General features: G+C 34.1%; 14 protein-coding genes. 4 read left to right on the plus strand and 10 right to left on the minus strand.

From position 1 onward, the window contains the following. The first annotated feature begins 32 nt into the window (after positions 1-32). The 4 genes from ccoG to NZ698_RS08735 are packed head-to-tail and all read left to right on the plus strand — an operon-like array spanning position 33 to position 3,755. Entirely contained in the window at positions 33-1,487 is a 1,455-nt protein-coding gene (ccoG, locus tag NZ698_RS08720; protein ID WP_263002727.1) for a cytochrome c oxidase accessory protein CcoG, read from the plus strand. A gap of 9 nt (positions 1,488-1,496) precedes the next feature. Further along, positions 1,497-1,949, plus strand: a complete 453-nt coding sequence (locus NZ698_RS08725; protein ID WP_263002728.1) for a FixH family protein — start codon at positions 1,497-1,499, stop codon at positions 1,947-1,949. Further along, a complete protein-coding gene (locus NZ698_RS08730; protein WP_263002729.1) occupies positions 1,940-2,704 on the plus strand; it encodes a sulfite exporter TauE/SafE family protein in 765 nt (254 codons plus the stop codon). The genes NZ698_RS08725 and NZ698_RS08730 overlap by 10 nt, the downstream gene beginning before the upstream one ends. Before the next feature lie 34 nt (positions 2,705-2,738). Next, positions 2,739-3,755, plus strand: coding sequence for an alpha/beta hydrolase (locus tag NZ698_RS08735; RefSeq protein ID WP_263002730.1), 1,017 nt, complete (start codon positions 2,739-2,741; stop codon positions 3,753-3,755). 104 nt (positions 3,756-3,859) lie between these two features. Here the strand turns inward: NZ698_RS08735 and serS are convergent, their stop codons facing one another. The 10 genes from serS to NZ698_RS08785 all read right to left on the minus strand — a co-directional run bounded on the left by serS (position 3,860) and on the right by NZ698_RS08785 (position 15,070). Further along, on the minus strand, positions 3,860-5,128 hold the full coding sequence (serS, locus tag NZ698_RS08740) for a serine--tRNA ligase (protein WP_263002731.1): 1,269 nt from the start codon (positions 5,126-5,128) through the stop codon (positions 3,860-3,862). Between the two features lie 99 nt (positions 5,129-5,227). Beyond that, positions 5,228-5,737, minus strand: a complete 510-nt coding sequence (locus tag NZ698_RS08745; RefSeq protein WP_263002732.1) for a hypothetical protein — start codon at positions 5,735-5,737, stop codon at positions 5,228-5,230. Positions 5,738-5,770: 33 nt separating this feature from the next. After that, positions 5,771-7,669 (minus strand): asparagine synthase (glutamine-hydrolyzing), encoded by a 1,899-nt coding sequence (gene asnB, locus NZ698_RS08750; RefSeq protein ID WP_263002733.1) that lies wholly within the window; start codon positions 7,667-7,669, stop codon positions 5,771-5,773. Between the two features lie 91 nt (positions 7,670-7,760). Beyond that, positions 7,761-9,017, minus strand: a complete 1,257-nt coding sequence (locus tag NZ698_RS08755; protein ID WP_263002734.1) for an MATE family efflux transporter — start codon at positions 9,015-9,017, stop codon at positions 7,761-7,763. After that, complete coding sequence (locus NZ698_RS08760; protein ID WP_263002735.1) at positions 9,017-10,153, minus strand: glycosyltransferase; 1,137 nt, start codon at positions 10,151-10,153, stop codon at positions 9,017-9,019. The genes NZ698_RS08755 and NZ698_RS08760 overlap by 1 nt, the downstream gene beginning before the upstream one ends. 79 nt (positions 10,154-10,232) lie before the next feature. Next, entirely contained in the window at positions 10,233-10,721 is a 489-nt protein-coding gene (locus tag NZ698_RS08765) for a hypothetical protein (RefSeq protein ID WP_263002736.1), read from the minus strand. Between the two features lie 24 nt (positions 10,722-10,745). After that, on the minus strand, positions 10,746-11,882 hold the full coding sequence (locus NZ698_RS08770; RefSeq protein ID WP_263002737.1) for a glycosyltransferase family protein: 1,137 nt from the start codon (positions 11,880-11,882) through the stop codon (positions 10,746-10,748). A 26-nt stretch (positions 11,883-11,908) separates the two neighbouring features. Beyond that, positions 11,909-12,694 carry a (Fe-S)-binding protein gene (locus NZ698_RS08775; RefSeq protein ID WP_263002738.1) on the minus strand — a complete coding sequence of 262 codons (786 nt, stop codon included), beginning with the start codon at positions 12,692-12,694 and terminating at the stop codon, positions 11,909-11,911. An 83-nt stretch (positions 12,695-12,777) separates the two neighbouring features. Beyond that, on the minus strand, positions 12,778-14,112 hold the full coding sequence (locus tag NZ698_RS08780; RefSeq protein WP_263002739.1) for a 4Fe-4S dicluster domain-containing protein: 1,335 nt from the start codon (positions 14,110-14,112) through the stop codon (positions 12,778-12,780). A 7-nt stretch (positions 14,113-14,119) separates the two neighbouring features. Next, complete coding sequence (locus tag NZ698_RS08785; protein ID WP_263002740.1) at positions 14,120-15,070, minus strand: MlaD family protein; 951 nt, start codon at positions 15,068-15,070, stop codon at positions 14,120-14,122. Between the last annotated feature and the right edge of the window lie 17 nt (positions 15,071-15,087).

The following is a 15,087-nucleotide window of genomic DNA, read 5'->3' on the forward strand; positions in this document are numbered from 1 at the left end:
TGTTTTTTCTTTTTTAATAAAACCAAACTATAATGTCAGATAAAGAAGTAGAAAATCTACGCGGCGGACAGGGACAGGTTTTAGATCCTGAAACCTATAGAGATTCTATAGGCACAATGGAACAATCCGGAAAGAGAAAATGGGTTTTTCCTAAGAAACCAAAAGGTAAATACACCAATTACCGAAACATAGTCAGTTATTTATTACTGGCAGTTTATTTTATCGTTCCTTTTATAAAGATCAACGGGAATCCTTTCTTTTTATTTAACGTAATTGACAGAGAGTTCTTCATTGTAGGACAGCCATTCTATCCGCAAGACTTTTTCATTCTCACGTTGGGAGCTATTGCTTCTCTCCTATTTATTATCATTTTTACGATTGCATTCGGAAGAATTTTCTGCGGGTGGATATGTCCTCAGACAATTTTTATGGAATCTATTTTTCGTAAAATAGAATATTTAATCGAAGGAGACCGAAACAAGCAGATGAAGCTTGACAGACAAGAATGGGACAGCGAAAAAATCTGGAAGAGAAGTTTAAAATGGTCAATATATGTTATTATTTCGTTGATCATTACGCACTTTATGTTTATGTACATTGTGGGATATGAACAAGTTCTTGATATCGTTTCTGACGGACCTTTTGCACATCTTACCAATTTTGTGGTGATGATTCTTTTTACCGCAGCATTCTATTTCGTATTTGCGTGGTTCAGAGAGCAGGTTTGTACATTGGTTTGTCCATACGGAAGATTGCAAGGAGTTTTGATCGATAAAGAAACCATTAATGTTTTCTACGATTTCAACAGAGGTGAAAACCGCTCAAAATGGAGAAAAGGTGAAGATCGTAAAGCTGCCGGAAAAGGAGACTGTATTGACTGTTATCAATGTGTTGTTGTTTGTCCTACAGGAATCGACATCAGAGACGGGCAGCAATTGGAATGCATTAACTGTACCGCTTGTATCGATGCTTGTGATGAAGTGATGGAAAAAGTAGGTTTGCCAAAAGGTTTGGTACGTTATGCTTCTGAAAAAGAAATTGAAACCGGAGAACCCTATAAATTTACCGGAAGAATGAAAGGCTTTGCTGTAGTTCTTGTCTTATTGGTAGGATTTTTAGGATATCTGCTTTCAAGTCGTGGCGAAATGGAAGCTAAGTTCATTAAACCTGCTGGAAGCACATTTTTTGTACGTGAAGGAAAAATCACCAATACTTACAACTACACTTTCCTGAACAAAACCAACGATAAAAAAATCGTTACAATCAAAGTAATGGAACCTGCAAAAGGAGAAATCAGCTCTAGTGGTTCAAGTAAAATTACAGTAAACAGAGATAAGATTACAAAAGGAACGATCAACATCAGTTTCCCTGAAGATGCGATGAAATTGTCTAAACAAAATATCACCATCGGAGTTTACGATATGAAAGGTGAGCTTATAGATTCTTATGAAACGTATTTCGAGGGACCATTTAAATTACAATTTTAATTTTTAAAGATGAAAAATTTCACTTGGGGACATGGTGTATTTATAGCACTTGGTTCTTTTATTATATTTATTTTGTCAATGCTTTTCTTATTTCCGAACGGACAGAAAAACTCGGAAATGGTAACCGATAAGTACTACGAAGAAGAACTGGAATATCAAACCGTTATTGATGCAAAAAGAAGAGCAGATACAATTCAGGAAAAACCTGTATTCTCGCAAAATGCCGACGGAATCAAAATGACTTTTCCGAAAAATATCAATAATGCAAATTCTAAAATTAAATTTGTGCTAAACAGATCAGATGATCAGAATTTAGATATTAAAAGATCAGAGCAACTCGATGCCAATCAATCATTCACAATTCCTGCCAAAGTTTTGACAAAAGGAAACTATACGTTACGATTGATGTGGAATACCAACAAAACAGACTACCGGCTCGATTATGATGTGATATGGAAGTAGCACTTATAATATCGGCAATTGCTTTAGGTTTTGCATCCGGTTTTCACTGTATCGGAATGTGCGGTCCTATTGCTTTGTCGATGGGATTGACCAAAAAGCAGGCAACCAATTTCTATCTTCAGAATTTAACCTATCAATTCGGAAGAATTTTCACTTACGCTTTACTTGGTGGAATTTTAGGAATTATCGGTGAGGGTTTTGAGATGGCAGGTTTTCAAAAATATCTGACAATTGCCGTTGGAGTTTTATTAATTGTAATGGCATTATTTTCATTTGGAGGAAAAGATTTTGCTTCAAAAATTCCTTTTTTTTCAAGATTTCTTTTCAAAGTAAAGTCTAACTTAGGTAAACTTTTGCAGAAAGCAGATTACCGCTCAAGATTCACCACAGGAATTCTCAACGGATTTCTTCCCTGCGGAATGGTTTATATGGCATTAACGGCAAGTTTAGCTGCAGGCGGAATTTGGCAGGGAGCTTCATATATGGCTTTATTCGGACTGGGAACACTTCCATTCATGTTTACCGTAGTTTTAGTCGGAAACTTGATGAACCAGGCTTTCAGACTTAAAATTTTAAAGGCTGTTCCGGTGATCATGATCATTTTGGGAGGATTATTTATCTTAAGAGGATTAGAATTGGGTATTCCTTACATCTCTCCAACAGCTGGAGCAATGACAATTTCTAAAGATAATAATGGAGAATGTCATTTGCCTGGAGATCACAGTACGCATCCGCATAGTGCAAATTGTCATTGATTTTCTAAATATTTAAGCCAAATTTATTTTCTAAATGAAATTCAGAATCTTTTTTTTACTCACTTTTTTAGTTGAATTTACATTTTCCCAACAAGGAAAAATCATTAACAAGCAATCGACCGCTTTTGAAATCACCGGTAAAAATGAAAAGATAGAATTCATTGTTTTTGATAAAGTACTAACTCAAAAGAAACCTGTTTTCTTATGGTGTCAAGGTTCACTTCCTTATCCGTTTTACATCAACTCAAAAGATGAGGGAATTTGGCTTATCGGTGGAGGAATTTCAAATTTCGATGTATCAAAAATTGTTAAAAATTATCACCTTGTCATCATTTCAATGCCTGAAACTCCTTTGATTGCAGATGAAAACGAAATCAATGATTCATATTGGTATGTTGGAAACTCGAAAGACAAAAACACACCAACTTTAGAATTTCAAAAATCAGATTATCTTGAAAATTATGTAGATCGCGGATTGAAAGTTTTAAAATTTTTGAAAAAACAAAAATGGGTTGACAATGACAGGATTATTATTGCAGGACATTCGCAAGGTTCAAAAGTAGCAACAAAGCTTGCCGCCACAAATAAAAATGTTTCCAAACTGGGTTTATTTTCAGCAAATCCTTTTGGAAGAATTGATCAGAATATCCGAGATTATCGGAAAGATGCTGAGCAAAAAAAGATTTCGTGGGATGAAGCCAATAAAGGAATTGAAGCAGAATATCAGATTTTTAAAGATGCTCAAAATCCTGAGATTTTAAAACAAAAACCAGACTTACTTGCATGGAAATCATTTTCCGTGCCTCTCCTTGATGATTGGTTAAATTTCAATAAACCGATTTATTTGGCCTACGGAACGAATGACATTGCAAGTGATCTAAATGACATCGTTCCTTTATATTTCATTCGTGAGCATAAGGAAAATTTAACATTGAAAAGATACTTAAATCTTGAACACAATTTCTTTGAAGTTGAAGATGGAAGACCCAATCACGATAAGCCACATTGGGAAGAAGTAATGAATGACTTTGTGACTTGGACGTTGAAGTGAAGATGTTTATTAGCAGATTTCAAAGCTCCTGTTATTTCTCAAACATTTATTAAAAACAAAAACCACCGATTTCCCAGTGGTTTCCTTTATATAAAAACTAAATTTTAATTAATCAATTCAAACTTCGCATATTCAGCGATTTTCTTCGGGAGCTTAATTCCGTCCTCAGTCTGATTATTCTCCAGCAAAGCTGCCATAATTCTCGGCAACGCCATTGCAGAACCGTTTAAGGTATGTACTAATTGAGTTTTTCCGTCAGCCTTATAACGACACTTTAATCGGTTTGCCTGGAATGTTTCAAAATTGGAAACCGAACTTACTTCCAGCCATTTTTCCTGAGCAGCGCTCCAAACTTCAAAATCATAAGTCATGGCAGAAGCAAAACCTGTATCTCCACCGCACAATCTTAAAACTCTGTAAGGCAATTCAAGATCAGTCAGTATTTCTTTGATATGCTCAACCATTTCTTCCAAAACAGCGTAAGAATTTTCAGGTTTCTCTAATCTTACAATTTCTACTTTTTCAAACTGGTGAAGACGGTTCAGACCTCTTACGTGAGCTCCGTAACTTCCCGCTTCTCTTCTGTAACACTGAGAAAATGCGGTATTTCTAATTGGAAGATCTTTTTCATCCAGCAAAACATCACGGTATAAATTCGTTACAGGAACTTCCGCTGTGGGAATTAAATATAATTCATCTGCATTGATGTAATACATCTGTCCTTCTTTGTCTGGCAACTGACCGGTTCCGTAACCTGAAGCTTCATTGACAACATGAGGCGGATTGACTTCCAGATAACCTGCGTCAACATTTTTATCTAAAAAATACTGAACCAAAGCTCTCTGCAATCTTGCTCCTTTTCCAAAATAAACCGGGAAACCCGCTCCGGCGATTTTTACACCCAATTCAAAATCAATCAGGTTATATTTTTTTGCTAATTCCCAATGTGGAATTGCACCTTCACCTAAACCTTCAACATCATGTGACTGATAGATAATTTCGTTATCATCCGCAGAAACTCCCGCTTTTACCAATTCATAAGGTACATTTGGAATCTGATAAAGAATGTCTAATAATTTCTTTTCGATCACTTCCAATTGTGACTTCAATTCTGTGCTCGATTCTTTGAACTGTGCTGTTTTAGATTTGGATGCTTCAGCTTCTTCTCTTTTTCCTTCTTTCATTAAAATCCCGATCTCTTTGGAGATTTTATTGATTTCTGAAAGTTGAGAATCTAATTCAAACTGAATTCTTTTTCTTTCTTCGTCAGTAAGGATCGCCTCGTCTACCAACTCAGGATTTTTGAATTGTCTCTTTTGAAGACCTTCTAAAACGCGTTCTTTGTTTTCGCGCAAAAAATTGACTTGTAACATTTTTGTTTTTGTTGTTGGGTGTTAGATGTTTGTTGTTGGGTGTTGCCGGACTTCATCATCCAGCTTCCATCATCCAACAGATTTATGCAAATTTAAAGATTATTTTATGATTTTCACGACATTACGACTTTCCGCATCTTTAGTTACGGGTAATTGAGAACTATTGTAATGTACTGTTGAGATTTCAAAAACTGTTGGAGTCCAACGATAACGAATTTCTAAAGTATCATTGACAACAGCAGCAAACGTAGTATCGGTAATTTTTTTGATGAGATCAACTCTTATTTTCGATCGGTAAACTCTTTCATCAGAATCGCCACCGCTTTCTAATTGTCTGGTAGCACCTGCAATATATTCAAGAAAACGTCTGGAGCTTTCTCCTGTTTTAGGTGAAAAACTTACCGGAGCAACATCTTTCGGAGCCAAAAAATCATTCATAGAAATCGTTGTGTAAGATCCGATGCTGTCGGGAATCAGCAGATCTTTTCCGCTTGAATTCTCAATGTAAAAATTCATGATCTGATCAATTTTCTGAATAGAATCTTCGTCGCTCCTACATCCCATAAGTGCAAAACATCCGAGTAAAATTCCAAAAAGTAGATTTTTCATACTGCAAAGGTAAAATATAAAATGAAACTGATTTTATTGATTCTCAAAATATTTCTGATACCAAAGTTCAAAAGTAACCAATTGCCAGATTTTCACATAACCGTACTCGTCTTTTTGATTTTTCCACCAATCATCAATGATTTCTGAGTTGAAAAAATTTCTTTTTTTAAGGCTTTCTAAATTTTCACTGATAAAATTCTGAATCTTCTTGTCATTTTTAATAAAATAAGCCAGTGGGAAAGAAAATCCGCGCTTCGGCATATTTAAAACCTCGGAAGGAAGATATTTTTGGGCAACTCTTCTTAATAAGGGCTTATTCTGAATTCCATTGAAACGTAAATTTTCCGGCAAAGCTAAAACAAAATCAATCAGTGCATTGCTTAAATACGGATAACGAAATTCAACCCCATATTTCATTGCGCTCAGGTCATCCCGGAAAACATGATGAGAAGACAGAGAATATTTCATGTCATATTCAAATAATCCGTTATAGTCTTTGGTTTCAGACAAATGAAACTGTTTCAAATTTGGATTGATCTGATTGTAAAATTCTTTCTTAAAGACATTTTTAGCCTGCAAAAGTTTCATACCGACCTGACTTTGACGGAAAAAATCAAACATGTAATCCTGAGAAAAATAGTTTTTAACCTTTTGTGAAAAATCATCTTTCGTGAAAATAAAATTTCTTACAAAATTGAAATTCTTCATCAAAAGCCATTTATCGAGTTTTAAAGAATGAGAATATCCCGCAAACAATTCATCTGCACCATTTCCGCTGAGAACTACTTTAAAGCCTAAATTTTTAGCATATTCTGCAGCATTCATCAAGACTTCAAGACTGCTGTAAGGTTCTTCAAAATGTTGGATATTTTCTATTAATTGGTTTAAAATTTCATCATCCGACACTTTCTTGATATGGTGTGGAATCTTGATTTTTTCGGCAACCAAAGAGGCATTCCTTATTTCATCTTCAGAAAACGGATATGCAATTGTAAATGCATTAACATCATCTTTGTAAGGTTTTGACTGTGCAGTAATCAACGTAGAATCTATTCCACCGCTCATCATACTTGCAACCGGAACGTCTGCATAAAGCTGTTCCTGCACACTTTGAGAAAGCAATCTGTCGATCTTTAATACAGCTTCTTCCTCAGAAATATTATTTTTTGAAGTAGGGAAATTCCAATAAAACTCTTTTGTCATTGTAAAATCATTTAAATCAACTGTCATGAAAGACGCAGGTTCTAAAGAAAAAACACCTTTAAAACAGGTTTCAGGAGCCAAAGTTGTCTGGAAAAGAAAATTGGTATAAACTCCCTGCCAATTAATTTCAGGATTTAGATATTCATTTTTAAGAAGAGATTTTATTTCAGAAGCCCAAAGAATGATCGCCTTATTTTTATAATAAAAAAGTGGTTTCAAGCCTACCCGATCTCTTGCTAAAATTATTTTACTTTTATTTAAATCAATCAGAGCAATCGCAAACATTCCGTCAAATCTGGCAAACATTTCGGTTCCCCACTCTTCATATGATTTTAAAATGACTTCCGTATCTGAACTGCTTTTAAATTGATAACCTAAATCTTCAAGTTCTTTCCGTAATTTTTTAAAGTTATAAATCTCACCATTGAAAGTAATCGTTATTTTTCCGTTATCGGAAAGCATCGGTTGATGTCCTTTTTCAGATAAATCTAAAATGGAAAGTCTTCGGAAGCCTAAAGCCAGTTGAGAATTTTCTTCGTTTAAAACAGGAAATATTTCTTTGATTTTCTGCGTAGAATCTTCTCCGGAAAAAGATGTTCCAGCCGATCCGTCCGAAAGCCAAAACCCTTCATCATCGGGACCGCGATGTTGGATGGCTTTATTCATTTCTAAAATATTTTTAGAAGAAATTTCTTTTTTAAATGAATAATAGCCGCAGATTCCGCACATGAATATTGTTTTGAATTGTAAAAATAGGAAATGATTACGTTAATTTAAAATAAGTTGAAGAAGTCAATTTCTACAAATGCTTCACTAATGATCATTTCTTCCTTAATTTTTCTAAAAGTAAATTGATTTCGGCTTTTGAAATAAGATAATCATTGATTTTAAAGTTAGTAGACTGATAAAATTTCCAGAATAAAATGGCTGCCGAAACGCAATATGAAATCGTTGCAACAACACAGGCTCCATACATTCCCCATTTCGGAATTGCATAAAATGATAAGGCAACTGTTACGAGCAATCCTAAAACCGACTTGATATTCAGTATTTTAAGTTCTTTAACACCTGAAAAATAATGTCCTATCATATCACTTACTGCAATGGCGAAAATTCCGGGAGAAAGGAGAAGCATGATTTCTTTGGTTCCTTTAAAGGCTCTTCCAAATATAAACTCATAAACTTCTGAAGGAATGATGATAATTCCCAATACAAAAATAATCATCAGCAAAAATGACATTCGTAATGATGTTTTGGTTTTTTCAATAGATTCTTCCCGACTTTGGCTATTAACGACATCCGAATAAAGAATCACGGCAATGCTTCTTGTAATCGTCCAGATCGCTTCGGAAAAGGTAATTCCGACAGAAAAAATTCCTACCGCAGCAATTCCCTCAAAATATTCAAGAAAATAGAAAGAAAGTCTGTAATTTAAAAATTGTATAAATGCGCTCAACTGATTTTTCCAGCCATAATCAAACATATCTTTCAACACAGCAAGCGGAAACGAAATTTCAGAAATTTTACAGGATTTTAAAATCTGAAAAAAACTCGTTATAAATAATAAGGCATAACAAAAAATCTGCGCTGTAAAGTAAACAGAAACATCCCTATAATTCAAGATATAAATAAACCCCGCAATAAAAACAATGTGTGCAAACTGTTGTAAAACCGTATAAAGATTAAAAAGCCGAATATTCTGAATACCGATAAACAAACTGATATTTGTCGCAAGAAGTGAAGAAAAAACAGAAATTCCTATCAGATGAAATAAGTAATTTTCCTGTAATGAAGCAAAGCTAAAAATCAAAGGAACAAAAATTCCAATGAGAATCGAGCCAATGTATGCAAATCCCAAAACCTGCTCGGTCTTATATTTTCTTGCGAAAAAGGAAGTACTGCTTCCCGCAAAAATACTGCTGAAAAAACTAACAATAGCAGCATTTGCAACAACGAGAGAAATCGTGCCTTTTCCTTCGCTTCCCCACATATTCGTCGAATAGATAACCAATCCAAAACTGAGGATCAGAATCAGAAAGCGGGAAATAAAAGTCTTAACAACCTTCAGTTGCATCATTATTTTTTATCAATTGATTGTTTTACAAAATCAACAAAAGAATTACAGATTGCTTTCCAGTTGTATCTGTTTTCAAATTCTTTTCTTGCATTTTTTGCGTGCGAATCGTAAAGTTGAGGATTTTCGATGTAATTTACTATTAATTCAGCAATTAAATCAGCATTTTTGGGATCGACCAGATTTCCAAATTTTGATACATTCATGTGCCTTCTAATTCCTTTTAAATTCGAGTAAATGATTGGTTTTCCGGCTCCGATATAATAAAATAACTTGATTGGCAGAGAATGATGATTTTCAAAATTAAGTTCTCTCAAATCAAAGCAAATGTCTGCATCGGCAAATGTTTCCGTGAATTTTTCGAAAGACGTTGGTTTTTTGATTGTTATATTTTCAAAAGAAAACTTTGTTAATAAGTTTGAAAAGTAAATTTCGTCGCTTTCTTTTCTTGGCGAACCGACAATCAAAAGTGAAATTTTAAGATTAGGTTTAAGTTTTTGCAGCTTACCGACTGCATTAAAAAAATTCCCGATTCCTTTATCTTTAGAAATAGCACCAGTGTAACAAAGCGTAATTTGGTTGGGTATCAGTTTTTTAATATTTTCAGAAACATAATTTCGATCCGGATAGTAAGGAAGCATCAACTTCTTCTTGAAAGGAAAAAAATAAGCCAAAGGAAATTTTTTAGTCTCTTCGCCAAAAATAAAATGAGTGCTCAGAAATCCTGCATACAACTGAATTAATGAAAATCTAAAGCCATGAATAAGTTTTGAAGGAAACGAATATTCTTCAAGCATCGACATTGCAGGATACCACTCTGTAATGTCATAGATAATGCTGATTTTCTTTTTTTTACTGAATTTTCTGGCAGCTAAAACAGGAATCGGTTCCGAACAAATAATACATTCCGGAAGGAAAGATTCACAAACTTCAAGAAACAAGTTTACTTTTTCTGAAAATGACTTTTCTAAAAATGCATGAGATTCAATTTCAATTCCATCTAAATTTCCCTGAAAATCCGAATATAAACTGCAAATTTTAACTTCAAATCCCCGAATTTTAAGCTCTTTTGCCTGATGAAAAAAGATTCTGTCATCATTGTAATTGTGAGCGGTTGTTAAAAAGAGGATTTTAGACATTTTAGGGAAAAATCAGTTAATAAAATTTTCCCATCATTTTTAAACAAATAAGAGAAAATTTTATCATTTCAAAAAGAAATTATTTTATGTTAATTGCCCAGCTTTTGCTGAAAGGCAATAAGAAATTTCCTAAAAACTCAAGGTAAGTATTTTTAGAAAAATCGAAAACTTCGATATCTTTTGATAGTTCTCCGCTACGGATTTTATTTTTAAAGTCAATCAGCTTTAAAGTTTTTACTTCACCATTTTCAACAAAGCTGGCTTTCATACGGTCAAATAAACCCAATTGATGCTCTTCATCGATCTCTCTCATTATTTTTCCTAAAGCATCGATACTGCAGCCTGAAGCCATCTCTTTCTCCTCATCAACGCAAATAACAATGAATTGGTTTTTCTCTATTTTAAAAGACGAAGAAAGTGGTTTCCCGTGCGCTGCCCACGTTGCCAGAAAGTCATATAACTTTTCGGTAATTACTTTGGCTTCTTTAGTCGTTAAAGGTCTTGAGGCTGGATATATAATAACTCTGTAATCGTTTGCTTCTACAATATTTGATTCTTCGATTTTCATTTCAAATAAATTTAAAGCACAAAATTACTGAATTTTGTTGAGTCTGAACCCATTGTATTTTTGGCTGATTGCATAAAGCATCATAATAAAAACAGGAAAAATAAAAGGAAAGAAAAATCTCAACGCTGCCGATTGTGGAAAGAAAAAGAATTTTATGTAAACATTTATTACAAATAATAAAGAAATAATTCTGGTCCACAAGTCTTTTGAAAGCCAGAAAATAACAGAAACCATTATTGCAAGTGAGAGCGTCACCTTTTTAAAATAAATTATTTTTATATAAATGATATCTAAATATTCTTTCAACCCAAAATTTGCCGGCTGAGCTGACATGATTGGTCTTCGTGAAATAAAAGAGTCATAAAACAAATCTTTCCAACCCGGATAATGATAAAATTTCATGATTACAAAGTATAAAGCCAACAATATGATACCTTGAAAAATAAGTTTAAAATCCAATTTTCTTTCCTTAAAATACTGAAATAAAAATATTGAGAAAAGATAAGTTAGGGTCATTGTAATATAATCTGGTCTTATAAATGTAATTGTAAAAAGTAGGAAAAACATAACCCAGCTGTTCCACTTTTTTAATAAACCAACAATCAAAATAAGAATAAACTGAAAAATAAACATGTCGGGAGTTGAAACTCTTGACATATAAGTCATTGGTGGTAGGATAAAGGCACAGAATGTTAATAAAACTGCGATCAGATATTTCTCCGGAAAAATAAGTTTTACGATGAAAAAAAATAAAAGTCCGGAAATAAAATACGAAATTAGACTTACCAGTAAAACCGACATTGGCAAAGTTGCTCCCAATTTATAGAAAAGCAAAATGACAAGATTATATCCCACCTTTATCTGAAAGTAGGGTAATTGTTCTGTAAAAGCCTGAGTGTTTTTTTTAAAAAACTGTCTTGGTATATCTCTTGGAGATGTTCCTATGAGATCTGCGTAATGAATAGGAAATGCTTCTTTTTCTATGGATGTATAAGTAATTGTACGAATTTCATCCGGCGATTTAGAATTATCGTATTCAAGTACACTACCAATATATCCCGGCATATCCCAATCATAGACACGATTTTGATAATTCCAGTAAGTTAGGGCTAAAAGTAAAAATGCAGTAAATAAAATTGATAAATTCCAATTTATCTTCATAAATATTATAATTTATCAATTTTATATTACAAATCCTCAGCTTCTGCTAATAGTTCTACAATATCTTTTACTTCAACTTCTGTATTTTTATTGAAATGCTTTACACCATCGGTCAACATCGTATTACAAAACGGACAACCCGTTGCAATGATTTTAGGTTGAAAAGACAGTGCTTCCTCAGTTCTTTCAATGTTCACATCTTTGTTCCCTTTTTCAGGTTCTTTGAACATTTGTGCACCTCCAGCTCCACAACACAATCCGTTTGTCTTGCAACGCTTCATTTCAACCAATTCAGCATCCAATTTTTCTAAAAGCATTCTAGGTGCTTCATATTCTCCGTTTGCCCTTCCTAGATAACAAGGATCGTGGAACGTGATTTTTTTTCCTTTAAAAGCTCCGCCTTCAATTTTCAGTCTTCCCTCTTCCATCAGTTGTTTTAAAAACTGAGTATGATGAATCACTTCATAATTTCCTCCTAAACTTGGATATTCATTTTTCAATGTATTAAAACAGTGCGGACAAGCGGTAACGATTTTCTTCACGTCATAAGCATTCAGAACTTCAATGTTAGTCATTGCCATCATCTGGAAAACAAATTCATTTCCTGCTCTTTTTGCGGGATCTCCTGTACAGCTTTCTTCCTGTCCGAGCACAGCGAATTCTACCCCAATTTTATTCAGAATTTTACAGAATGCTTTAGTGATTTTTTTTGCTCTGTCGTCAAAACTTCCGGCACAGCCCACCCAAAACAAAACTTCAGGCGATTTTCCTTCGGCAGCATAATCTGCCATTGTTTTTATAGTGAAATCCATAGGGTTTTCAAATTTACCAATATAACAGTGGAACAGTTTACCAATAATTGTTACATGGTTAGATTTTTACATTGTTAAATTAATTAATCTTTTGCCCAATTGAGACGATCTGCCTGATTGTATTGCCAAGGTGCAGCATTGTTTTCAACATTAGTCATCATCAGATTTAATTCCTGTGGAGCAGCAGACTGTTCCATTACTAAGAATCTTCTCATTTCGAAAATGATAGAAAGCGGATCAAGCAAAACCGGGCAAGCTTCGGTACATGCATTACAAGTGGTACAAGCCCAAAGCTCTTCTTTCGTAATATAATCGTTCAGTAATTTCTTACCGTCATCTTCAAACTTCCCGTTTTTATCAATATTTCTTCCAACTTCTTCCAGACGATCTCTGGTTTTCATTAAAATCAATCTTGGAGAAAGTTTTTTACCTGTAATATTTGCCGGACAAACCGAAGTACAGCGACCACATTCTGTACAAGAATACGCATTCAAAAGCTGAACCTGATTTAAATCAAAAACATCTTCAGCACCAAATTTTGACGGTGCTTCTGCGACAGAACCTTCGGCCGGAGCGGCGTAAGGATCTGCATTTGGATCCATCATTAATTTGATTTCAGCTGTTACTGAATCTAAATTATTAAACTTCCCATATAAATCTAAATTCGCATACCAAGTACTTGGGAATGCTAAAATAATATGTAAATGTTTTGAATAATAAAGATAATTCATGAAGAACAGAATTCCCACAAAGTGCAACCACCAAGCTGATCTTTCAACAAAAATTAAAAACCCGTTATCGAAACTGAAAATCTCCAAAAATGGAACTAATGTCATCTGACTGATAGGAAAACTTCCATGTTCCGGCAAAACACCTCTTTGTTGTAAGATAAGATCTGATGAATTCATCGTAAAGAAAAAAACCATCAAAGCAAATTCGATGATCAAAATCCAGTTGGCATCATTCTTTGGCCACCCGAAAAGCTCTTTCATCGTTAATCGCTTAACTCCATAGAAATTTCTCCGGATAAAAAATAATACAACACCGATGATAACAAGAATTGCTAAAACCTCCAGTGTTGCCGTGAAAATATTGTAAAAAGTATGTCCAAAAATTGTTGCTAAAAATCTGTGTGTTCCGAAGATTCCATCAACAATGATTTCAAGTAATTCGATATTAATAATCACAAAACCTACATACACGAAAAGGTGAAGAATACCTGCGACAGGTCTTTTCACCATTCTGCTTTGTCCCATCGCTACACGAGCCATGGTTTCCCAACGTTCTGCTTTTCTGTCGCTGCGGTTGATTTCTCTTCCTAATCTGATATTTCTATAAATCTTAAGAAGGCTTTTTCCGAATAGTCCAAAACCTGCAACTAATAGAATCAGAAAAATAATATTGTCAAGATATTGCATAAGATGATTAGTCTTTACTGTTCTTACCGAATACTGAGAAATTAACGTACTTCTTAGGATTGGCTTTTAAATCTTCGATCAGAGAATTCAGATTATTAGATGCAGCATTCAGATTGTTGTACAATTGATCATCTTTCATAATTTTACCTAAACTTCCTTCTCCTCTGTCAATTCCAGAAACTACTTTGTTTAACTGACCTACGGTATTATCTAAATTGGCAATCGTTGCATTCAGTTTTTGTGTATCGATGCTTTCAGCCAAATTACCGTATTTATCTAAAGTAACCTTACCGCTTTTCATGGTTAGACTAGCTTCATCAAGAACTTTCTGTAATTTAGGGTCATTGTTTCCAACTAATCTGTTTACACTTCCAGCTGTGGTTTCTAAAGCACCAACAGTTTTGTTAAGATTGTGAAGTAAAATCTTTATTTCCTCTCTGTTTTGCTCATTCATTACCTGATTTGCATTTACCATTAAAGAGTCAACTCTGTGCAGAACAGTTTGTAATTGATCTTTTACCGGACCCACCTGAGAAGAAAGACTATTCATCATTCCTAATTTGAAAGCACCTTTTAAAGTATCCCCATCTTTTGCGATCGGACCACCATAAAACAGATTTACTCTCATTTCTTTACCGCCCATTAAGCTTGGTTCAAAAATCTCAAGGTTTGAATTTTTCGAAAATTCAAAATTATCGTCAACAGTAATTTTTACGATGAAATGAATTTTTCCATCTTTTGCTGTCTGCGGAGTAATTTTATCAACCTGACCAACTTTCAACCCGTTAATAGATACCGGAGAAGACTGTGTAAGACCTTCAACGTTATCATATTTTGCGTAAAATATATTATCGGTAGTAAAAAGGCTTCTGCCTTTCATGAATTGGAACAAAACGACAAAGCCGACAACAGCTAAGATCGCTATTAAACCAGCTTTTATTTCTTTACTGAACTTCACTTTTTATATTTTTTCTA

This window comes from Chryseobacterium edaphi (assembly GCF_025628985.1).
Lineage (GTDB): Bacteria > Bacteroidota > Bacteroidia > Flavobacteriales > Weeksellaceae > Chryseobacterium > Chryseobacterium edaphi.